The following is a 21,624-nucleotide window of genomic DNA, read 5'->3' on the forward strand; positions in this document are numbered from 1 at the left end:
GGGAGCTGGAGATGGCCATAAAACTAGCAACCGTCGGCCTTGGCAAAACCTATGGGAACGCCGTTGCGCTGCAGCCCACCGACCTGACCGTGCAGGACGGCGAATTCCTGACCCTGCTCGGCCCTTCCGGCTCGGGCAAGACCACGCTCCTGCAGATGATCTCGGGACTGGTCCAGCCCTCGATGGGTACCCTGCTCATCGATGGCCAGGACGCCACCCGCACGCCGCCGGGCGAGCGGGGGATCGGCCTGGTGTTCCAGAGCTATGCGCTGTTTCCGCACCTGAGCGTGTGGGACAACGTCGCCTACGGCTTGCGCATGCGCAAGCGGAGCAAGGTCGATATCGCGAAGGCGGTCGACGACGCCCTCGACATGGTGCGGATGCGCGACTTCGCGCGCCGTTACCCACAGGAACTCTCTGGCGGCCAGCAGCAACGCATCGCCCTCGCGCGCTGCTTCGTCTACCGCCCCTCGGTGATCCTGCTGGACGAACCCCTGGGCGCGCTGGACAAGAATCTACGCGAGCACATGCAGCTGGAGATCCGCCACCTGCATCGCGAGCTGGGCGCCACCTTCATCTATGTCACCCATGACCAGGAAGAGGCGCTCACGCTGTCCGATCGAATCTGCCTGATGAACCAGGCCCGCATCGAACAGCTGGGGACGCCCGAGGACCTCTACGACAGACCGGTCAGCCGCTTCGCCGCTGGCTTCATCGGCCACTCCAATCTGCTGGAGGGCCGCTTCACCGCCGATCGCCGGCTGCAGGTCGAAAACGCCACCCTGGACCTCGACGCTCATCAGGGGTGCGATGGCAGCGAAGGTCTGCTCCTGGTTCGCCCGGAAGCCGCGCGACTGACGGCGCCCGGGGAGGGACTGCTGCAGGGTCTGGTGGACGCGTGCGTCTTCCTGGGCAGCGATCTGCGCGCCCAGGTCAGACTGCCCTCGGGCAAGGCATTCAACGTCAGGTGCCCGCGGCAACTGACCGTCAGACCGGGTGATGCGGTGGGCATCACCTGGGACCCGCGGCAGGCCGCGCTGCTGCCGGCGGAGGTCCGCCCATGAGCCTGCGTCGAGGTCTGCTGCCCGCGCTGCCGGCCCTGCTGTTCCTGGGTGCGTTCTTTCTACTCCCGGTCGCCGAGATGCTGGTGGGCAGCGTTCAGGGCAACGCTGGCGAACTGACCCTGGCCAATTTCGAACGGATCGCCTCGACGCCCATCTATGCCCGGGTGCTCTGGATCACCTTCTGGATTTCCGCCCTGGCCGCGGTGCTCGCGGTCCTGCTCGCCTACCCCATCGCCTATCTGCTGTGTCGCCTGTCGCCTCATGGGCGGGAGCGTTGGCTGCTGTGGATCATGCTGCCGTTCTGGACCAGCTATCTGGTGAAGACCTACGCCTGGATGCTGCTGCTCAGTCGCAAGGGTCTGCTGACGACGCTTGCCGCCAAGGTCGTCGACGATCCTTCGGGACTGGTGCCGGCGCTGTCCGGCACCCTGATCGGCATGGTCCACGCCATGCTGCCCCTGGCGGTGATCACCCTGCTGCCGATCATGAGAACCATCGACAAGCGCCTGATGCCCGCCGCGGAGACCCTGGGCGCCAGCCGGACCATGAGTTTCTTCAGTGTCTTCCTGCCCCTGTCCGGGCCCGGCGTCGCCGCGGCAAGCCTGCTGGTCTTCATCACCAGTCTCGGCTTCTTCATTGTGCCGGCCCTGCTCGGTTCGCCCCGCGAAATGATGGTGGCGCAGCTGGTCATCTCGTCCGTGCTCGACCTCTTCGACCTGCATTTCGCCGGGGCCCTGTCCGTGGTGCTGCTGGTCTGCTCGCTGCTGGTGTTCTGGCTGTTTGATCGCGTGGCCGGATTGTCTTCGCTCAGCGGCGAGGCGCCGAAGAATCGCCGCGCCGGGGTGTCCCAACGCCTGCTGATCGGCCTTGGTCATGCCCTGTCGGGCCTGTTGCCGCGGCGGTACGGCCAGGGAGATAGCCTCCTCCTCACCGGCTACAGCGTGCTGCTGGTGGCCCTGCTGATCCTGCCGGTCCTGGTGGTGATTCCCCTGGCCTTCACCAGCGCGCCCTATATCGCCTTTCCACCCAAGCTGTTCAGTCTGAAATGGTTCGCCGAGTTCTTCTTCTCACCGGTCTGGCAGGCGGCGCTCTGGCGCTCGCTGAGCGTCGGGGTGCTCACGGCACTGCTCGCGGTGATCCTCGGCTTCGGTGCGACGCTGGCCCTCACCCGCCTGCCGTCACGCTGGAACAAGCTGCTGTTCGCGCTGTTCATCTCGCCCCTGATCGTGCCGCGCATCGTCATCGCCCTCGGCCTGCTCTATCTGTTCTCGCGCATCGGCCTGGCCGGTCGCGACCTGGGCCTGGTCATCGGGCATACCGTGCTGGCCCTGCCCTATGTGGTGGTCACCCTCAGCGCTGCCTTCAAGCAGTACGACTGGCGCCTGGACGATGCCGCGCGAATTCTCGGGGCCTCTTCGCTGACGCGCCTGCGGACCGTCACCCTCCCGCTGATGTCGAGCAGCCTGGTATCCGCCTTCCTGCTGGCCTTCATCACCTCCTTCGATGACCTGACCATCGCCATCTTCGTCAGTGGCGGCATCAACACGACCCTGCCCAAGCAGATGTGGGACAGCATCCAGCTGGCGCTCTCCCCCACCCTGGCGGCAGTCTCGACCACCCTGGTCGCCTTCATCGTCGCCTTCGCGCTCCTCGCCCGCTGGGTGTCGTCGCGTGCTACCGCGAAACTTCAAGGACGCTGATCCATGCATCCCCATACCGATTTCTTTCCCGCGCGATCCCCCCAGGATCGCCTGGACGTCATCCCGCTCCTCCATGAACGCCTGACCGACAGCTCCAGCCGGATGCGCATCGTCTTCGGTGAGCAAGCGCTGGAGCGCGACTCGCTTCGCGCCCGGGTCGCCGGTTTGCAGAGCACCCTGGCGGCGCGTGGACTGGGGGTGGGCAGTCGGATCGCGACGTTCCTCGGTAACAGCGCCGATCAGGTCGCCCTGATCTATGCCATGACGCTGAGCGGCATCACCTGGATCCCGATCAACACCAAGCTGCGGGGCCCGGGACTCGACTACCCCTTCGAACATGCCCAGCCCGACCTGGTGATCAGCGAGCCCGCGCTGCAACCGCTGCTGCAGGCGGGAGCTGCCCACCGCCTACCCCTAGTGACCCTTGCGGACCTCGTTCGCGAGGCCGAAGCCGCGCCCGCTGCCGAGCTTCGTCCAGAGCAGGTGGCCTTCGACCACTCGCTATGCATCATCTATACGTCCGGCACGACCGGCCATCCCAAGGGCGTGATCTTTACCCATCGCATGATGCGTATCGCTGGCGAGTCGGTCATCCGGGTAGCCGACGTCCAGCCGGACGACCATCTGCTGATCTGGGAGCCAATGTGCCATATCGGCGGCGCCCAGATGCTGATGGCGCCCCTGCTTACCCCCTGCGAATTGCACATCGTGCCGCGCTTCTCGGCCAGTCGCTTCTGGGATCAGTGCGCCGCTGCCCAGGCCACCCAGCTGCACTACCTGGGAGGCATCATCGACATCCTGATGCAGCAGCCGCCAGCGGCCTGGCCTGATCGCCATCCGCTGCGCGTTCTATGGGGCGCAGGCGTTGGCCTGAATCGCTGGGCTGACACCGAAGCGCGCTTTGGCTGTGCCCTGCGCGAGTGCTATGGCATGACTGAGTGCTCGAGCTTCGCCACGCTGAACGAACGGGGAACGCCGGGCTCGGTGGGACGCCCCCTGCCCTGGCTGACCGTCGAACTCCTGGATCAGCACGGGCAAGCGGTGGCCGACGGTGAACTGGGAGAAATCGTGCTGTCGAGTGCGGTGGAAGGCGCCTTTCTGCCAGGCTATCTCGACAATCCCGCGGCGACCGCCGCCACCCTTCGCGAGGGACGCCTGTTCACCGGCGACCTGGCCAGGCGCAACGCCGACGGTGAGCTGTTCTTCGTGGGCCGGAAAACCGACAGCATGCGCGTTCGTGGCGAGAACGTCTCGGCCTGGGAAGTGGAGCGAATTTTCAATAGCCATCCGGCCGTCCATGCCAGCGCGGCGATCGGTGTCGCCTCCGCCATCGGCGAACAGGAAATCCTCTTGTACGTGCAGGCCAAGCCTGACACCGCGCTCGACTTCGCCGCTCTCGCGGCCTGGTCCGCAGACAAGCTCGCTTCCTATCAGCGACCGACCTTCTATCAGGCGGTCGACGCCTTCGACCTGACACCCAGCGAGCGCATCAGAAAGCATCTGCTGAGCCGCTCGACAGCAGACGCCTGGAAGTGCTGAGAAAGTATCCAGGACTAGCTTTATCGAACTGCGATAGAAAAATAGCGCCGGCGACCCGATAATTCGCGCCCCCCAAGCAGGAGTCTCTCCATGAGTGATCCGCGACGTCCGCGCAAGGACCCCACCGCCTCTTCGCTTTACGTGCAATCCGTCGAGAAGGCGATGAAGGTCCTGACCGCGTTCGATGGCAGCAAACGCCATCTTTCGCTCTCGGAAATCGCCGGGCTCGCCGATATGGACATCAGCGCCGCCCAGCGCTTTACCCATACGCTCAGTACCCTTGGCTACCTCACGAAGGGCGCCGACAAGAAATACGAGCTGTCACCCAGACTGCTCGATTTCACCTTCCACTACCTGTCGTCCAGCGAATTGGTCAATCGCGCCGCGCCCTATCTGCAGCAACTCGGCAGCGAGACGGAAGAAGCCACCAACCTGACCGTCATGGACGGGACCGACATCGTCTACGTCGTGCGTATCGTCAGCCGCCACGTCTTCAACGCCAACGTCATCGTCGGCAGTCGACTTCCCGCCTGGTGTACCGCACCCGGACTGGCGATTCTTTCCACCTATGCGGATGACGAGGTCGACGACATCCTCGATCGCAGCGAGCTGATCGCCTATACCCCGGCGACGGTCACCGATCGCGACAAGGTCTGGGAAAACATCCGGCAGGCTCGCCAGCGGCGCTACGCCCACGTCGAGGACCAGTTCTTCTATGGTGACACCTCGACCGCGGCAGCGATCGTCGATGCAGCGGGCCGCGCAATAGGCGCCGTCAACGTCGCGGTGACCCGCGCACGCTGGAATGCCGAGCGCGACGAAAAGCGGATGGCGGACCTGCTCATTTCCACGGCGGCGGCGATATCGGCCAAACGCAAGGGCTAGCGAAGGATCGCTGCGGGCAAGCAGGCTCCCAATCAGGATCTCGCCTGACGCCGGTCTTCAAGGCAATCTCATGCTCATCGAGCGCTCCAGCTCGCCGAGTACCCTCAGTCCAGCAACAGGCAAATCGCCCGCTCGATCCGCTCCGCCGCCAGCGCCTGCAGTCCCTCGGGATCGTCGCCCAGCAGCGCCCGCAACTGATGCGGCGCGAAGACCAGATCGATGAACGCCTCGAGCAGGCGCTCGACGTCGTCCGGCCGATCCGGGCCCGCCTCGATCGCCTGCCGCACCCGCAGGCGACCTGCCTCCCAGCCGATCCGGGTCGCCTCGGCCGCCACGGCCGGAAAGCGATCGGCCGTGGCGATCACCAGTCGCATCATCGCCAGGGTCTTCGGCCGCGAGGCGTGCTCCAGCATGTCCTGACCGGCCAGCCGCAGGCGTTCCGCGAGCGGCAGGCCGGAGGGCAAGGGCTCGATCTGCGGCAGTGTTCCCGAATGGCGGCGGATCACCGCCTCGAAGAGCTGGTCCTTGTTGGCGAAGCGCGCATAGAGGCTGGCCTTGCCCGCTCCGGCCTGTCGCGCCACCGCCTCGCAGGAGGTCGCGGCAAAGCCCTGGGCAAGGAAGAGTTCGAAGGCAGCGTCCAGCAGCCGACGATCGACATCGCCGGCCTCTTCACGCCGAGGTCGCCCGCCGCGTGGTTTGGTCATCTCGTTCATGGGCGAACCTTAGGCGGATTGACAGAGCCTGTAAACTGAACGATAACGTTCAGTTATGCGACTGCGCCCTTCCCTGCGAGGCTCTCCATGACCGATCTCATCCAGTCCTTTCCTATCCACGTGCCTCAAGCCCAGCTCGACGAGCTGACGGCAAGACTCAGGCTTACACGCTGGCCCGACCGCGAGACCGTCCACGATGGGAGCCAGGGACCGCAACTGACGCGCCTGAAGGCCCTGGTGGAGCGCTGGGGCGGTGGCTACGACTGGCGGGCAGCCGAGACCCTGCTGAACGGCTGGGGCAGTAGCCGCACCGAAATCGACGGCCTCGGCATCCACTTCCTGCATGTGCGCTCTCCCGAGCCGGCGGCTACACCCCTGCTGCTCACCCATGGCTGGCCGGGCTCGGTGCTGGAGTTTCGCGAGGTGATAGGGCCGCTCACCGACCCGGTCGCCCATGGCGGTGACGCCACCGACGCCTTTCACCTGGTCATACCCGCGCTGCCCGGCTTCGGCTTCTCGGACCAGCCCGGCGAACCCGGCTGGGGGGTGGGCCGCACCGCCCTGGCCTGGATCGAACTCATGCGCCGACTCGGCTACGGCGATCACTGGCTGGCCCAGGGCGGTGACTGGGGCGCCGCGGTGACCACCGCCTTGGCGCACATGCGCCCGGCGGGCCTGGCCGGTGTGCACCTGAACATAGTGATGTTCCAGCCCACGGCGCAGGAGGTGGCCGAGGCCACGCCGGCCGAGCAGAAGATGCTCGCCGACGCCGCACGCTATGAACGCCAGTACTCGGGCTACATGAAGGTGCAGACGACCCGCCCGCAATCGGTGGCCTTCGCCCTGGCCGATTCGCCCGTAGGCCTTGCAGCCTGGATCTACGCGCTGTTCCAGGACGTCTCGGACAGCGCGGGCGAACCCGAGCGCGTCCTGGCGCTGGATCATCTGCTCGATGACATCATGCTCTACTGGCTGCCCAATGCCGGCGCCAGTTCGGCGCGCTTCTACTGGGAGGCGATGCGCGAGATAGCGAACGGCATGCCTACCGCGCCGCTGCCCCTGCCCGCCGGCATCAGCATGTTTCCCGGTGAGCAGCTGCGGCTGTCGCGCCGCTGGGCCGAGCGGCGCTTCGCCGATCTGCGGTTCTTCGCGGAAGCCGATCAGGGTGGGCACTTCGCGGCGATGGAAAATCCGCAAGAATTCGTCGGTCACCTGCGGGAAGCCTTTCGGGCGATGCGCTGAGGGCGTCCGCTCCAGGACTGTGCCGTAGCAGCGTCGCTCAAAGGCCCCGAGCCGCGCTTTAACACGTGTTTACAAGCGTTCAGGAAGTTTTACACGCGGCTCTTTATCGATCGATACCCTTGACCCCCGGCGATCACTCACTGAATGCCGTTTTCGGGCAGAGGGTTACCGAGGTGAAGCACGTCCTGAAGAGTATCGGCGCTATCGCCATGCTAGTGGGCTTGGCAGCCGTCCTTCTGGGGTGGCTGATCGATCCCTCCCTCTCCCTGCAATGCGGCATCAAGTTCGCTTGGATAAAGCGCGAATTCCTGCAGACGGACCTCTTACTCTGGGGCGCCCTGCTGTTCGCTCCCGGGTTCAATGGCTATGCGCTGCACACCGATCTATGAAATCGATCTTCGACCGCCACCACACGCCCTCATGACCAGACTAGCCAGGACCGCCGACGGTTGCCTTTTCGCTCGCTTCACTGCAGGGTGATCCGCCCACACCAGCCAGGACGCTTGCCTTGCCCCCTACCCTCCACATCGCCGCCGCCATCCTCCTGAACGAACGCCAGCAGGTGCTGCTGGTGCGCAAGCGGGGCACCACCGCCTTCATGCAACCGGGCGGCAAGGTGGATCCTGGGGAGCAACCTTTGGAAGCCTTGATCCGCGAATTGGCGGAAGAGCTTGGCCTGGTCATCAGGCCGGATGCCGCGGCCTTTCTCGGCAATCATCGGGCGCCGGCCGCCAACGAACCCGGTTTCAGGGTCGATTGCGCGCTGTATCAGGTAGCCATGCGCGCGGGAGACCAGCCGGTGCCTGCCGCCGAAATAGCAGAGGCGGTGTGGGTAGCCGTAGGCGAACCCGGCGATCTGCCGCTGGCGCCCCTGACACGCGACGTGATCCTTCCACTGCTCGGGCGGCAGCTGCTGCCCCCTTAGCAAGCGGCCTCGACCCCTTGGTCACGGATTTCAGCTTTGCCATGCCAGGCCGCCTGAAGCCTCGGGCGGCCTGGCGCCGGCCAGCGTCAGCCCGTGGACAGAGGCTGCCACCCCCCGACCGTGCGCAGTTCCAGACGGGCCGGCAGGCCATCCAGACGCAGCAGGTGCAGCCAGCCATTGCGCACCAGATCACGCACCACGGCATGCGCCGCGATCACCTGATCGATCATGGCGCGCGGCGCCTCGATCACCACATGCAGGCGGATCGGGCGATGCATCCACTGCTGGCCGTCGTGCAGCGACTGGCCCGCCAGACCGATGCGCAGGTCGCCACCGTTGCCTTCGAATACGGCGATATGACCGCCCACCACGTTGTGCAGCAGCTTGTTGCCGCTGCCGAAGCGCAGGTTGTCGGTGGTCGAGGTGAAGTACTGCAGGTTGATCCAGTGCGCCACCACCATGGGCGCGGTCATGATCTGCTCCAGCACCTTGCCCCCCGCATCCTGCCGCCAGTCGTAGTCATGCAGGAAGGCGCGGTCCTGCAGGTCCACCGCGCGAGTCCGCGCGCGCGGCGCGGCGATGAAGGCGGCATTGCCGGCCAGCCCCCATTCCGGCCGGGTCTGCGCCCAGTCGCGGGCGCAGCGGCGCAGCCGTCCGAGCAACTTGGCCGCTACTTCTGAGCCGTGGCCAAGGAAGGCAATCTCACCCGCGCCGCCGAGGCGCTGCATGTCTCCCAGCCCGCCCTCTCCACCCAGATCCGGGTGCTGGAGGATCAGCTCGGCCATCCCCTGTTCCTCCGCTCCGGACGCAGCCTGCGGCTGACCGAAGCCGCACAGCTGGTGCTGGACTACGCCGAGACCATCTTCGCCCTGGGCAGCGAGTTGCAGGACACCCTGCAGAACACCCAGGAAGCGAACCAGGCACTGCGCATCGGCTCCGTGGCGACCCTCTCGCGCAACTTCCAGGAGAACCTGCTGCGCCCCTTCCTCGGTCGTGAAGACCTGGTGCTGACCCTCGAATCCGGCAGCGTGGACGAATTGCTGGAGCGCCTGGCCCTGCACAAGCTGGACGTGGTGCTGACCAACCAGGCGGTGAGCGCCGACAGCCAGCGCACCTGGCAATGCCGCCTGCTCAATCGCCGGCCGGTGTGCCTGATCGGTCCACCGCGCCAGGACAGCCGTCCCTTCGACCTCCACCGGGACCTGCAACAGGCCCGGCTGATCGTGCCCGGGCGCAGCAGCGACGTGCGCAGCCAGTTCGAGGTCTATCGCAGCGGCCAGGGACTGACGCCGCGCATCTGCGCCGAGGTCGACGACATGGCCCTGCTGCGCCTGCTCGCCCGTGACTCCGGCGACATGGCCCTGCTGCCCGCCGTGGTGGTGCAGGACGAAGTGCGCACTGGCGCGCTGCAGCTCTACGCCGAGGTACCGGAAATCGCCGAGCGCTTCTATGCGGTGATCCTGCAACGGCAGTTCAGGTTGAGTATTCTGGAGGAATTGCTGGGGCAGCCGGCGGTGCCGGCTGCCGTCCTAGCGCCAGAGGCGCTTTAACCCCGGGTAATGGAATCGCCGAGCGCCGACGTTCACTCGGCGTCACATGGAGTGCCCCGCTACCTCACCACGCCATTCGCCTTGAACAGCCAGTCGAAGGCCTGGTCCAGGGTCGGCGATGCCGTGTCGACAGGCTCGCGTGCCAGCTGTGCGGATGTCCGAGCGAATACCTCCCTCACCCCGGGCAGCACCGCCACCGGCAGCTCGGCTGCCCGCAGTTGGCGCTCGGCCTCTTCCACTTCCTTGAGACGGCGCGGAGCATGGACGACATGCGTCCTGATCAGGGCGCCGAGAAAGTCTCTGAGCGAGCCCTGGTCGATATCGCTCAGGGCATCGTGGAGCTTTTCCGTGACGCCCTGCTTCTCGGCCGCCATGAAGCACTCGATGGTCAGGGCTTCCAGTCCCTTGGTGAACACGCTGCGCAGGATTTTCAGGGCCGCCGCATCGCCCGCGGCGCCTCCCTCGATGGGCGTGAGCGGTGCGCCGGCTTCGGCGAACAGGGCGACCGCGCGCTCAACGCCGATGCCTGCACCCAGCAGATTGGTTTTCGCGTGCGTCAACGCGATGGCCCCCAGGATGGCCACGTCCACATAGGGGATCGAGCGCTCGGCCGCAATGGCCGCGGCTCGCCTGATCCGCTCCGGATCCGCGGTGGTCATGTCGATGAACAGCGCGCCCGCCTGCATAAGGGCGAGCGCCTGCTCGGCGACCGGGAGCGAGACGGTGCCGAAAACGCAGGAGACGACGACGTCGCACTCGGCGACCGCGTCGTCTACCGAGGTGAAGAGCGCCAGGTTGTGCTCCTTGGCAAAGGCCTGGGCTCGGGGTGAGGGCTTGAGGTCGCACAGGAGGATCTCGTGGCCCGCTGCCACCCAGGGATGCGCATAGGTAAGGCCTACTTCGCCTGCGCCGATAATCGCTAGCTTCATTTGCGTGTTCCGTGATCAGTGGGCCGCGTAGGCGCCCCGGTAGGTTCCAGCGGCAATCTGCGCGAGCATCTCCGCTTCCTTGCGCTCGGTCGCCAGGCACCGATCGAGCAGCTCCGCCGCCTGGGCGATGGGAAAGGCGACGATGCCGTCATGGTCACCCACGACGAGGTCTCCCGGAGACACGATCATGTCGCCGATGGTCACCGGCACGTTGATTTCGCCCGGGCCATTCTTGTAGGGGCCACGGTGATAGCCCCCGCGCGCGAAGACCGGAAAGCTACCCTTGCTGATCGTCGCCAGGTCGCGGATCGCCCCATCGACGACGACCCCTGCGGCACCGCGCTTTTCCGCGATAGCCGCCATGATATCGCCCATCAGGGCGCGACTCAGGTCGCCGCCGCCATCGACCACCAGCACCTGGCCAGGGACGAGGAGCTCCAGCGCCTGGTGGATCGCCCGATTGTCGCCGGCGGGTACTTTCACGGTGAGCGCAAGGCCCGCCGTGGTGCCTTCGATCCGGTGGAAGGGCCGCAGCCGAGCGCCTGGAAGCCGGTCGAGACAGTCGCTGATGATCGAGGTGGAGGTGCGGGCGAAGGCTTCGACCAGCGCGGTCGGACTGGAAGCGATGACGTTCATGGGGGCTCCTCTTGTTGAATGACGTCGAGGATAGGCCGGTGGCTAAATAGAAAAAGCGATATTAAGGTATGACCACTCATGCCCTGAAGGAATGCCAATGGTCACGCTACGGCAATTACTGGCGCTGCACTGGATCGAACGGCTGGGTACGTTCGAAAGGGCTGCGGAACACCTCAGCACCACCCAGTCGGCCATTTCGAAACGGGTGCAGGAGCTGGAGTCTTCCACCGGCCTGCAGTTGTTCGACCGCTCGCAGCGGGGTGCCCGCTTCACCGCCGAGGGCGAGGAGCTGCTGGTCATCGCGCGAGAAATGCTCGATCTGAGCGAGCGCATCACCTCGCTCAAGGACGGCAAGCACGTCACCACGCGCCGCCTGCGGCTGGGCGTTACCGAACTCACCGCCTGGACCTGGTTACCGCGCCTGGTCACGCGGCTGGTCGCTGACTTTCCGGGGCTTACGGTGGAGCCGGAAGTCGACATGAGTCGCAACCTGCACGAGCGGCTGATGGACGACCTGGTCGACCTCATCGTGATCCCGGACACCTTCACCGCCCCCGAGGTCACCAGCGTGCCCCTGGCGACCGTGGAGAATGCCTGGATGGCCGCGCCGGGACTGGTGCGGAATTCCGGCGTGGTGAGTTTGGCCGAGCTGGCCAGATATCCCATGCTGATGCAGGGCAAGAAGTCAGGATCGGGGCTGTTCGTGAACCGCTGGCTGCACGCACGCGGCATAGAGCTGCCCAGGATCCTCTCCTCCGACAGCCTCACCGCCATGCTCGGCCTGGCCTCGGCGGGTCTCGGCGTCACCTATCTGCCGCGCGAATGTTTCCGCCCGCTGGTGGAAGACGGCAAGCTCGTCATCGTCGAGACCGATCCCGAGCTGCCACCGGTTCCCTACATGGCGATGTACCGCAACGATCGCCCCTCGACCTTCGTCGCCGAGATCGCCACGCTGGCGACGCACCTCTGCGACTTCACGAAACAGCTGCAGCGTTAGCCCGGTGCGCCAGACCGCCCTGCTGCTACAGAACGGTAGCGCAGCAAGCGGCCGTGATCGTGAACCAAGGTTGCGCCCCCTAGGCAGCAGAGGCCTCAGCGGGCGCGGTCGCCGGTTCGGAAATGGTCAGCACGAAGGCCAGCGCGGCCAAGGAGCAGACACCCAGGAAAATGAACACCGCGGTCCAGCTATAGCTATCCAGCAGGAAGCCGGTGATCAGCGGCGCCATGGCGCCCCCCGCCTGGCCCGCGCTGTTGACCACGGATGCAGCCACCGGATAGGTCGTTCTGGTCGTCAGCCCCATCGAATAGACCGAGAACGACGAGTAGCCAATGTTGAGCAGAAAGCCGGTACCGAACAGCAACAGACTGACCGCGAGCAGCCCATTGGGCGCGTAGACCAGAGCGACCATCATCACGCAGGTCGCTACCGCACTGATCATCATGGTCGGTTTGCGACGGCGGTCCAGGATTCGATCCGATAGCCAGCCACCGACGATATTGCCAAGCACCCCGCCAACGAAGGGCAAGGACGCCACGAAGCCGACCTGCATCAGTTCGAAGTGCTTCACCTCACCGAGGTACTTGGGGAGCCAGGCCAGGAGCACGTTCACCACACCGGTCATGAGCAGGTAGCCCAGACCACACCCCCAGATGTTCCAGGACCTGAACACGGAGCGGGACGTATCCAGGAGAGGGGTGCGTTCATAGCGCAGCGCGCGGTCGAGCCTGCCGAAATCCCGGTGCTTACGGACCGACTCGCTGTGCGCGGTCGTCTGGTCTTCGATGTGTTCGGCTTCGGCGTCACTGACCTGCTTGCAGGCCCTTGGGTCGTTGGGAACGAGCCACCACCAGAGCAAGGCCAGCAGCACGCCTGGCAGAGCGAAGGCGATGAACATGGTGCGCCAGCCATCGAGCAGAATCAGCGCTGCCCCCAATGGCGGTGCGATCACCGCGCCCATCTTCGCGGCGGATAGGAACGCTCCGGTAGCCGTGCCCTTTTCCCGCGGCGGAAACCAACGGTTGATGGTGCTCAGCATCGACAGGGGCAAAGCAGCCTCTGCCACGCCCAGGGCCGAGCGATAGAGCTTGAGCATGCCGATACTGTGGGAGGTGCCGATCAGCAGCGTCACGAGTGACGTCAGGCCAATCGCCGCGGGAGCGACCACGCGTACGCTGACCTTGCTCAGCAGAAAGCCTGCCGGTATCTGACCGAGCGAGTAGAACAGGAAGAAGGCGCTGACCAGCAGGCCCACCTCGGCATTGGTCGCACCGAACTCCTTCTGGATATAGGGCAAGGCGATGCCGATATTGGCCCTATCGGCCGCAGCGAGCATGTACACGACCACGATGACCGCCAGTACCACCCAGCGATAGCGGGTCCAGGACCGCGTCTGTAGCGCTGCCCGTTCCGCTACTGCCGGTGCCGGCTTCGAAGCCAGGGATTCGGTCATGAGTCCTCCGATTTTTATGGTTATTAAAGGTGACGGAGGTTTTACGACGGCCCATTAATGGAAAAAAGCGATAAAGAGGCACAGGCATTCATTCCCCTTTGGAATGCGCCATCCCCATACTCGGTGGGATGGCCATGCTTGAGCCCTCGGCAGCTGGCACGCGGATGGCGATCGCTGCGCTATCCAGGCAGGGATACAGAAGGAAACACGGATCACTGTCTGTCAGCCGGCGGACCTATGGATCCTGCCCCTGGTGGATGGACTGACCCCAACCACCCAGCACCCCAGGCGTGCCCTCCTCCCCCTCGCCCGCTACAATGCGCGCCTTGCCGTGCCACGCCTGATCGAGAAGAACCGCCATGTCCCTGCCCAAGCACCATCTGGAACTGCTCAGCCCTGCGCGCGATGTCGGGATCGCGCGGGAGGCCATCCTGCATGGGGCCGATGCCATCTACATTGGCGGGCCGAGCTTCGGGGCGCGGCACAATGCCTGCAACGAGGTCAGCGAGATCGCCGAGCTGGTGGAGTTCGCCCGTCGCTACCATGCGCGGGTGTTCACCACCCTCAACACCATCCTACATGACGACGAACTGGAGCCAGCGCGCAAACTGATCCACCAGCTGTACGACGCGGGCGTCGACGCGCTGATCGTGCAGGACCTGGGCGTGCTGGAACTGGACATCCCGCCGATCGAGTTGCATGCCAGCACCCAGACCGACATCCGCACCCTGGCGCGCGCCAGGTTTCTCGATCAGGCCGGTTTCTCCCAGCTGGTGCTGGCGCGCGAGCTGAATCTGCAGGAGATCTCGGCCATCGCCGCCGAGACCGATGCGGCCGTCGAATTCTTCATCCATGGCGCCCTGTGCGTGGCCTTCTCCGGCCAGTGCAACATCTCCCACGCCCAGACCGGCCGCAGCGCCAACCGTGGCGACTGCTCCCAGGCCTGCCGCCTGCCCTACACCCTGAAGGATGACCAGGGTCGGGTGGTGGCCTTCGAGAAGCACCTGCTGTCGATGAAGGACAACAACCAGAGCGCCAACCTGCGCGCCCTGGTCGAGGCCGGCGTGCGCTCCTTCAAGATCGAGGGACGCTACAAGGACATAGGCTACGTGAAGAACATCACCGCCTACTACCGCCAGCTGCTCGACGAGATCCTCGAGGACCGCACCGACCTGGCGCGCGCCTCCAGCGGCCGCACGGTGCATTTCTTCGTGCCCGATCCGGACAAGACCTTCCACCGCGGCAGCACCGACTACTTCGTCACCGACCGCAAGGTGGACATCGGCGCCTTCGACTCGCCGACCTTTACCGGTCTGCCGGTGGGCCAGGTGGAAAAGGTCGGCAAGCGCGACTTCATCGCCGTGACCGAGGAGCCGCTGTCCAACGGTGACGGCCTCAACGTGCTGGTCAAGCGCGAGGTGGTGGGCTTTCGCGCCAACGTCGCCGAACTGAAAGGTGAGTTCGAAGAGGACGGGGCGAAGCGCTATCGCTATCGCGTCGAACCCAACGAGATGCCCGAGGGGCTGTTTCGCCTGCGGCCGAATCATCCGCTCTCGCGCAATCTGGACCACAACTGGCAGCAGGCCCTGCTCAAGACCAGCGCCGAGCGCCGCATCGGCGTGCGCTGGCAGGCCGAGCTGCGCGAGCAGCGACTACGGCTGACCGCCACCAGCGAGGAAGGCGTCAGCGCCACCGTCGCGCTGGACGGCCCCTTCGGCGTGGCCAACAAGCCGGAGCAGGCGCTGGATGGCCTGCGCGATCTGCTGACCCAGCTGGGCACCACCGAGTATCACGCCCTGGACGTGACCCTGGATGCCCCCCAGGCCTTTTTCGTACCGAATTCGCACCTCAAGGCACTGCGCCGCGAGGCCATCGAGCAATTGACCGCCGCCCGCGTCGCCGCCCACCCGCGCGGCTGCCGCAAGGCCGAGACCAGTCCGCCGCCGGTGTACCCCGAGTCGCACCTGTCGTTTCTCTACAACGTCTACAACCAGAAGGCCCGCGACTTCTACCATCGCCACGGCGTGCAGCTGATCGACGCCGCCTACGAGGCCCACGAAGAGCCTGGCGAGGTGCCGGTGATGATCACCAAGCACTGCCTGCGCTTCTCCTTCAATCTCTGCCCCAAGCAAGCCAAGGGCGTCACCGGCGTACGCACCAAGGTTGCGCCCATGCAGCTGGTCCACGGTGACGAAGTGCTGACCCTGAAGTTCGACTGCAAGCCCTGCGAGATGCACGTGGTGGGCAAGATGAAGGGCCACATCCTCGACCTGCCGCTGCCGGGCAGCCAGGCTGCGGCCAAGGCGCTCGCCAGCATCAGCCCGGAAGACCTGCTCAAGACCATCCGCAACAAGCCGACCGGGTACAGTCACTGAGTCCCGACGGGCTGACGTCAGCGGCTGGCTTGCGGCGGGTCGCGCAGCCGTGATCCGCCGACTCGACCCTGCTACCGCTCAGCTGCCGCGGGTGTCTGGCGCGCAAGTCCGTTGTAGGCGTCGAGCATCCGCTCGCACCAGGCCGCGATGGGGTCGTCCTGGGCCAGTAACGTCTGAGTGCTGACGATCCGCGCCCACTGAAAGGCGCCGAAGACGATGTGATCGGCATAGGCCGGGGCCGCGCCGGCCAGGTACTCCTGCGCGACCAGGGTGCTGCGCAGGGGCTTCAGGACCTCGCCAAATCTCTCCAGCGAGGTCTCGCGCTGGGCGGCCAGGGTATCCAGAGACACGCCGAATGCCGCTTCACGGGTCCGTTTGAAATAGTCCTGGTCGGCATCCTCCAGCACGGCATGGACGTCGGGCAGGATCAACCGCGCCAGTGCCGGATGGACACTGTCGGCGACCCACTGATTGACGAAGCGTGTCACCGCCGTCAGCGAGGCATCGCCCAGCAATGACGGAAGCTCGGGGTATTGGCGATCCAGGTACTCGGCGATGGCCCAGCTGTCGCTCACCCACTGTTCGCCATCCACCAGCACCGGCACCTTGCCCTGTCCGGAAAAGGCGATGGCCTCCTTTTCGTGGAAGCGCCAGGCGACGGTCTCGACCGGCAGCCCCTTGTGCGCCAGCGCCAGCCGTATGCGCCAGCAATAGGGGCTGAAGCGGCAGCTGTCGTCGGCACCGGTCAGTTCGTACAGGCGTAGCGGAAGGGTCATGGGTTGTTCTCTCGTTGGTTAGGCCACGGATGGGGTTTTGACGATAACGGTTAGGGAAGACAAGAGCATCCAAGGTTCCTGACTCCCTTCGCTTACCGCCCAAGACACTTGACGACTACCTTCCTCTCCGCCACCATCTAAATCATATAGATAACTATAACTATGGATGACCAGATGACCTCAGTCGACGCTCGCCTGCCGCTGTACCAGCAGCTACGTGATGACCTGGCAACCGCTATCGCTCGGCAACAATGGCGACCGGGCGAGGCCATTCCGACCGAGGCCGTCCTGTGCGAGCGCTATGCGGTGTCGCCCGGCACCGTGCGCAAGGCGCTGGATCTACTGGTGGACGAAGGCGTTCTGGAACGCTTCCAGGGCCGGGGCACCTTCGTTCGGCGGCCGCAATTCGACCACTCGCTGTTTCGCTTCTTCCGCTTCGAAGATGCCAATGGCGAGCGCGTCGTGCCGGACAGCCATATCCTGCTCCGGGAGCAGCGCCAGGCCCCGGCGGACGTGGCCAAGGCACTCCAGCTGGCCGAGAACAGCACGGTCGTCTACCTGCACCGCTTGCGCCTGATCGCCGGACACGCGGTGCTCGAAGAACACATCTGGCTGGATGCCAAGCGCTTCGGGGCCCTGCTCGAGGTATCGCTCGATGCCTTCGGCCCCCTGCTCTACCCCCTCTATGAACAGCATTGCGGTGAAGCCGTGGCCCGCGCCGAAGAACAGCTCAGCGTCACCCAAGGCGCGGCCGACAGCGAGCGCCTGCTGCAACTACCCGCTGGCCAACCGCTGGTGCAGATCGAGCGCCTGGCGCTGGGCTACGACGGCCATCCGCTGGAATGGCGGCGCTCCCGTGGCGATGCCCTGACCTTCCGTTACCGCACCGAAATCCGCTAGCTGCCACTCCAATAACAAGAGGCACTCTCATCATGTTCAACTGGTACAAAGATGTATCGCGCGGCGAGCGCAAGACCTTCTGGGCCTGCTTCGGCGGCTGGGCGGTGGATGCCCTGGAAGTCCAGATGTTCGGCCTGGCCATTCCAGCCCTGCTGGTGGCCCTATCGATGACCAAGGCCGATGCCGGTCTGATCTCCGGGATAACCCTGATCACCACCGCCGTGGGCGGCTGGCTCGCCGGCAGTCTGTCGGATCGCTTCGGCCGGGTACGGGTGCTGCAGTGGACCATCCTCTGGTTCTCCTGCTTCACCGCCCTGTCGGCCTTCGTCGACGGCTACTACTCGCTACTGGCGGTCAAGGCGTTGCAGGGCTTCGGCATCGGCGGCGAATGGGCGGCTGGCGCCGTGCTCATGGCCGAAACCATTCGCGCCGAACACCGTGGCAAGGTCATGGCGACGGTGCAGAGTGCCTGGGCCGTGGGCTGGGCCGGCGCGGTGCTGCTATTTACCCTGATCTACAGCTTCTTGCCGCAGGACTACGCCTGGCGGGTGATGTTCGCCCTCGGCCTCCTGCCAGCGCTGCTGATCCTCTATGTGCGCCGCTCGATTCCCGAGCCGGAGGCCTTCCAGCGCACCGCCAAGAGTCGCTCGGACGCCGGTTTCTGGAGCGCCCTGCTCGGCATCTTCAAGCCGCAGTACCTGCGCGTCACACTGCTCGGCGGCCTGCTCGGTCTGGGTGCCCACGGTGGCTACCATGCGGTGATGACCTGGCTGCCGACCTTTCTCAAGACCGAACGCCAGCTGTCGGTGTTGGGTTCCGGCGGCTACCTGGCGGTGATCATCTTCGCCTTCTGGTGCGGCTGCATCGCCAGCTCGGTGCTGATCGACCGCATCGGCCGCCGCTACAACGTCGCCCTCTTCGCCTTCTGCTGCGTGCTCACGGTACAGGCCTATGTCAGCCTGCCGCTGACCAATACCCAGATGCTGTTCCTGGGCTTCCCGCTGGGCTTCTTCGCCGCCGGCATTCCGGCCAGTCTGGGTGCCCTGTTCAATGAACTCTATCCCAGCGAGATCCGTGGCGCTGGCGTGGGTTTCTGCTACAACTTCGGTCGGGTGCTCTCGGCGGTCTTTCCCGTCCTGGTGGGCCATATGAGCGCGTCCATGTCGCTGGGCTCGGCCATCGGCATCGATGCCGGGATCGCTTACGGCATCGCCCTGATCGCCGTCCTCGCCCTGCCGGAAACCCGTGGCCGGGATTTGCAGCGCCTGTCGGCTGCGGACTCGGCGCCGAGCCCCGCTCATCAGGACGCCCCTTCACCGGCACGCCATTGAGGCGGCCGGTCAATCTCCAGCCAAGAGTTGCCATGATCCGTTCGGAAATTGCTCCCATCACCGGCGTCGACAGCCACGCCCATGTCTTCCATCGTGGCCAGACGCTGGCGGCTGAGCGCCGCTACAGCCCCGACTACGACGCGCCCCTGAGCCGCTATCTGGCACACCTGGACGAGGTGGGACTGTCCCACGGCATCTTGGTGCAACCGAGCTTTCTCGGTACCGATAACAGCCTGCTACTCGACTGCCTGGACAAGGCGCCCCGGCGCTTGCGGGGCGTGGTCGTGGTCGAACCCGAGGTCTCCGCCGAGGCGCTGGCGGCACTGGCCGGCCAGGGTGTCCGCGGTGTGCGGCTCAATCTCATGGGGCAAGTCCAGCCCGACCTTGCCGCGCCACGGTGGCAATCCTTCCTGCAGCGCCTGGAACAGCTGGGGCTGCATCTGGAACTGCATCGACATGCCGGTGAGCTGCCCGCGCTCTTGGACCCGGCGTTGGCGGCCGGGGTGACGGTGGTGGTCGATCACTTCGGGCGTCCCGATTCGGAGCTGGGCGACCGCGACCCCGCCATCACGGAACTCTGCCGTTGGGCCGTCCGGGGTGGCGCACTGTGGTTCAAGCTCTCGGCGCCCTACCGCAACGCGCTGAAAGACAGCCCGGCCGCATTGATCGAGCAGCGCGCCCAGGCCACCGCCGAATGCCTGCTGGCCGCCTTTGGCCCGGACAGCTTCGTCTGGGGCAGCGATTGGCCCCATACCCAGCATGAGCGCCAGACCGATTTCCGCCAGGAATACGAGGCAATGCCGCGTTGGTTGCCTCACCACTATCGCCAGCAGGTCCTGGTGGAAAATCCCGCTCGGCTGTTCAGGATTGGTGACTCGGCGCGCTAGTCAGGATTCAGCCTCTGCAAACCTGGTGCAGCTGGAAGGTCGGCGTCCTCAGGCGCCTTGCCTACCTCTTCATACCCCCTGATGGCCGCTGTCAGCTGCCTGGCGGACGTTACGGCCCCTCCGACGCCCCCACCGCCATGCCCTCCCACGCGTGGTACTAGCCCACCGGACAATTCCTGCGACCGGCAGATGTCGTCGGCCAGGCGCCCCAGGCGGGAGCCCGTGCTCGGACCGGGTTCTCTTCGCGTGTTTCGACTACAGTTGAGCGAGCCCTCACCGGCCGCGAACGACGACCACCGGAACACCTCGCGCGTAAGCGAAGGCGCGCAGAGCACAACAAACCAGGAGTCACCCATGGAGCAGGACAATCAGGAGCAGGACTACATCACCTCGCTGGAGACGCTGGAAAGCCTCTACGGCGAGGTCGCGGCGCCGTCGATCCTCAAGGCGGTTGACCATATCCACCTCGCTTACCAGCCCTTCATCGAAGCCGCGTCCTTCGTGGTACTGGCTTCCTCAGGGCCCCAGGGCCTGGATGCCTCGCCGCGCGGCGATGCGCCGGGCTTCGTCCATGTCCAAGATGCCAAGACCCTCTACCTGCCGGACCGCCGGGGCAACAATCGCCTGGATACGCTGCGCAACGTCCTCCAGGATCCCCAGGTAGCGCTGCTGTTCCTGATTCCCGGCATTGGCGAGACGCTACGGATCAATGGCACCGCCCGTATAGCGGTCGATCCCGCGCTGCTGGCGCGCTTCGAGGTCAAAGGCCAGCGCCCGCGGACGGTACTGGAGATCACAGTCAGCAGTGTCTACTTCCAGTGCAGCCGCGCGGTGATCAGGGCCGGCTTGTGGGATGCCGCCAGGCACCTGCCGCGCAGTGCGCTGCCCTCTCCCGGGTCGATCCTCAAGCAGCTATGTCCTACCCAGATAGACGGCGATGCCTACGACCAGGCCCTGCCGCAGCGGATCGCCAACACGCTCTACTAGGCCGGCCCGCCCCGCTTCCAGAGCCAGCAACGACCTGCCATGACCTTCACGGATATCCTCGTTCCCCCCTACACGAGTCTGCTCGGCGCCCTGTCGGCCTGGCTCGGCAAGGCCGAGGCGCTGCTGGTCGCCCGCCTGGCGCCCGATATGTTCCCGCTCGCCACCCAGATCCGCTTCGCCTGCGTTCAGGCCCGGGAAGGGATGTTGCGACTGCACGGCCAGGCCTTTCCGCCCGAACTGACAGACTTGCTCAACGAAGGCCGCGTGAGTATTCAATCTAGCCCATTGCCGTGGACTTTTGCGCGAATAGCGCTCGAAGCGCCTGCAGACTGTTGCCAGGCACTCGAACTTCAACCGGCTTCAACGCTAGTTATCCCGTACAGAAAAAAGTGCCTATATCGATCCATATTGGAACCGTCGAACTGGCCACTTTCTATTATTGAACACGGACACCGGATAACCTCTCTTGATAAGGCAATGCCCGCCCGCCCAACCCTTATCCCGCGCCCCGACTGCCTTTAAGGCTCGCTGGAGACGGGCCCACCCATCCGTTCTCGACCCCTTCCAAACGCCTTATAGATATCGCAAAAATCTTTATCGGGCCAGTTCAGCGTTATTTCGCTAAGTTCCAGCAATTCATCGAAGCGGCATTAGGCCACTATAAACTTAGTTAAGACAGATCCGAAAGCCTGACCATTGACGTCACTATTCCGCCGTCAGTCCTGGCTAGTCGCG

The 21,624-nt window shown here is 65.2% G+C and carries 20 protein-coding genes and 1 pseudogene; 15 read left to right on the forward strand and 6 right to left on the reverse strand.

The window, feature by feature from the left end; genetic code table 11:
• The first annotated feature begins 11 nt into the window (after window positions 1–11).
• The 4 genes from RCF34_RS02780 (at window position 12) to RCF34_RS02795 (ending at window position 5,188) form a co-directional block, all read left to right on the forward strand.
• Window positions 12–1,064 (forward strand): ABC transporter ATP-binding protein, encoded by a 1,053-nt coding sequence (locus RCF34_RS02780; protein ID WP_308706796.1) that lies wholly within the window; start codon window positions 12–14, stop codon window positions 1,062–1,064.
• Window positions 1,061–2,764, forward strand: a complete 1,704-nt coding sequence (locus RCF34_RS02785; RefSeq protein WP_308706797.1) for an ABC transporter permease subunit — start codon at window positions 1,061–1,063, stop codon at window positions 2,762–2,764. Before RCF34_RS02780 ends, RCF34_RS02785 begins: the two co-directional genes overlap by 4 nt.
• 3 nt (window positions 2,765–2,767) lie before the next feature.
• On the forward strand, window positions 2,768–4,303 hold the full coding sequence (locus tag RCF34_RS02790) for an AMP-binding protein (protein WP_308706798.1): 1,536 nt from the start codon (window positions 2,768–2,770) through the stop codon (window positions 4,301–4,303).
• Window positions 4,304–4,393: 90 nt separating this feature from the next.
• Window positions 4,394–5,188 (forward strand): IclR family transcriptional regulator C-terminal domain-containing protein, encoded by a 795-nt coding sequence (locus tag RCF34_RS02795; RefSeq protein ID WP_308706799.1) that lies wholly within the window; start codon window positions 4,394–4,396, stop codon window positions 5,186–5,188.
• A 104-nt stretch (window positions 5,189–5,292) separates the two neighbouring features.
• Here the strand turns inward: RCF34_RS02795 and RCF34_RS02800 are convergent, their stop codons facing one another.
• Window positions 5,293–5,901 (reverse strand): TetR/AcrR family transcriptional regulator, encoded by a 609-nt coding sequence (locus RCF34_RS02800; protein ID WP_308706800.1) that lies wholly within the window; start codon window positions 5,899–5,901, stop codon window positions 5,293–5,295.
• 87 nt (window positions 5,902–5,988) lie between these two features.
• On the opposite strand from RCF34_RS02800, the gene RCF34_RS02805 reads away from it, so the two are divergent.
• The 3 genes from RCF34_RS02805 (at window position 5,989) to RCF34_RS02815 (ending at window position 8,068) form a co-directional block, all read left to right on the forward strand.
• The gene (locus RCF34_RS02805; RefSeq protein WP_308706801.1) at window positions 5,989–7,143 is read left to right on the forward strand and encodes an epoxide hydrolase; all 1,155 of its coding nucleotides are present in this window, start codon (window positions 5,989–5,991) and stop codon (window positions 7,141–7,143) included.
• Window positions 7,144–7,262: 119 nt separating this feature from the next.
• Window positions 7,263–7,532: a hypothetical protein gene (locus tag RCF34_RS02810; protein WP_308706802.1), complete on the forward strand. Its 270-nt coding sequence runs from the start codon at window positions 7,263–7,265 to the stop codon at window positions 7,530–7,532.
• A gap of 119 nt (window positions 7,533–7,651) precedes the next feature.
• Complete coding sequence (locus RCF34_RS02815) at window positions 7,652–8,068, forward strand: NUDIX domain-containing protein (protein ID WP_308706803.1); 417 nt, start codon at window positions 7,652–7,654, stop codon at window positions 8,066–8,068.
• 86 nt (window positions 8,069–8,154) lie between these two features.
• Here RCF34_RS02815 and RCF34_RS02820 read toward each other — a convergent pair.
• Window positions 8,155–8,736, reverse strand: a pseudogene (locus tag RCF34_RS02820) (putative inorganic carbon transporter subunit DabA); the annotation flags it as partial.
• Between the two features lie 15 nt (window positions 8,737–8,751).
• On the opposite strand from RCF34_RS02820, the gene RCF34_RS02825 reads away from it, so the two are divergent.
• Window positions 8,752–9,618 carry a LysR family transcriptional regulator gene (locus tag RCF34_RS02825; RefSeq protein ID WP_308706804.1) on the forward strand — a complete coding sequence of 289 codons (867 nt, stop codon included), beginning with the start codon at window positions 8,752–8,754 and terminating at the stop codon, window positions 9,616–9,618.
• Window positions 9,619–9,677: 59 nt separating this feature from the next.
• On the opposite strand, the gene RCF34_RS02830 is transcribed toward RCF34_RS02825, so the two are convergent.
• A complete protein-coding gene (locus RCF34_RS02830; protein WP_308706805.1) occupies window positions 9,678–10,547 on the reverse strand; it encodes an NAD(P)-binding domain-containing protein in 870 nt (289 codons plus the stop codon).
• A 15-nt stretch (window positions 10,548–10,562) separates the two neighbouring features.
• The gene (locus RCF34_RS02835) at window positions 10,563–11,183 is read right to left on the reverse strand and encodes an RraA family protein (protein WP_308706806.1); all 621 of its coding nucleotides are present in this window, start codon (window positions 11,181–11,183) and stop codon (window positions 10,563–10,565) included.
• Window positions 11,184–11,280: 97 nt separating this feature from the next.
• On the opposite strand from RCF34_RS02835, the gene RCF34_RS02840 reads away from it, so the two are divergent.
• Complete coding sequence (locus RCF34_RS02840; RefSeq protein WP_308706807.1) at window positions 11,281–12,180, forward strand: LysR family transcriptional regulator; 900 nt, start codon at window positions 11,281–11,283, stop codon at window positions 12,178–12,180.
• Between the two features lie 79 nt (window positions 12,181–12,259).
• Here RCF34_RS02840 and RCF34_RS02845 read toward each other — a convergent pair whose 3' ends face one another.
• Complete coding sequence (locus RCF34_RS02845) at window positions 12,260–13,633, reverse strand: MFS transporter (protein WP_308706808.1); 1,374 nt, start codon at window positions 13,631–13,633, stop codon at window positions 12,260–12,262.
• A 359-nt stretch (window positions 13,634–13,992) separates the two neighbouring features.
• On the opposite strand from RCF34_RS02845, the gene RCF34_RS02850 reads away from it, so the two are divergent.
• Complete coding sequence (locus RCF34_RS02850; RefSeq protein ID WP_308706809.1) at window positions 13,993–16,008, forward strand: U32 family peptidase; 2,016 nt, start codon at window positions 13,993–13,995, stop codon at window positions 16,006–16,008.
• A gap of 71 nt (window positions 16,009–16,079) precedes the next feature.
• Here the strand turns inward: RCF34_RS02850 and RCF34_RS02855 are convergent, their stop codons facing one another.
• Entirely contained in the window at window positions 16,080–16,784 is a 705-nt protein-coding gene (locus tag RCF34_RS02855; protein WP_308706810.1) for a glutathione S-transferase family protein, read from the reverse strand.
• 174 nt (window positions 16,785–16,958) lie between these two features.
• On the opposite strand from RCF34_RS02855, the gene RCF34_RS02860 reads away from it, so the two are divergent.
• The 5 genes from RCF34_RS02860 to RCF34_RS02880 all read left to right on the forward strand — a co-directional run bounded on the left by RCF34_RS02860 (window position 16,959) and on the right by RCF34_RS02880 (window position 21,411).
• Window positions 16,959–17,684 carry a GntR family transcriptional regulator gene (locus RCF34_RS02860; RefSeq protein ID WP_308706811.1) on the forward strand — a complete coding sequence of 242 codons (726 nt, stop codon included), beginning with the start codon at window positions 16,959–16,961 and terminating at the stop codon, window positions 17,682–17,684.
• A gap of 32 nt (window positions 17,685–17,716) precedes the next feature.
• A complete protein-coding gene (locus RCF34_RS02865) occupies window positions 17,717–19,015 on the forward strand; it encodes an MFS transporter (protein WP_308706812.1) in 1,299 nt (432 codons plus the stop codon).
• 32 nt (window positions 19,016–19,047) lie between these two features.
• On the forward strand, window positions 19,048–19,902 hold the full coding sequence (locus tag RCF34_RS02870; protein ID WP_308706813.1) for an amidohydrolase family protein: 855 nt from the start codon (window positions 19,048–19,050) through the stop codon (window positions 19,900–19,902).
• A gap of 354 nt (window positions 19,903–20,256) precedes the next feature.
• Window positions 20,257–20,889 carry a pyridoxamine 5'-phosphate oxidase family protein gene (locus RCF34_RS02875; protein ID WP_308706814.1) on the forward strand — a complete coding sequence of 211 codons (633 nt, stop codon included), beginning with the start codon at window positions 20,257–20,259 and terminating at the stop codon, window positions 20,887–20,889.
• A gap of 39 nt (window positions 20,890–20,928) precedes the next feature.
• On the forward strand, window positions 20,929–21,411 hold the full coding sequence (locus RCF34_RS02880) for a DUF1993 family protein (protein ID WP_308706815.1): 483 nt from the start codon (window positions 20,929–20,931) through the stop codon (window positions 21,409–21,411).
• Window positions 21,412–21,624 lie beyond the last annotated feature (213 nt).

Origin of the sequence: Pseudomonas sp. 102515, assembly GCF_031085165.1 — a bacterium.
Taxonomy (GTDB): domain Bacteria; phylum Pseudomonadota; class Gammaproteobacteria; order Pseudomonadales; family Pseudomonadaceae; genus Chryseomonas.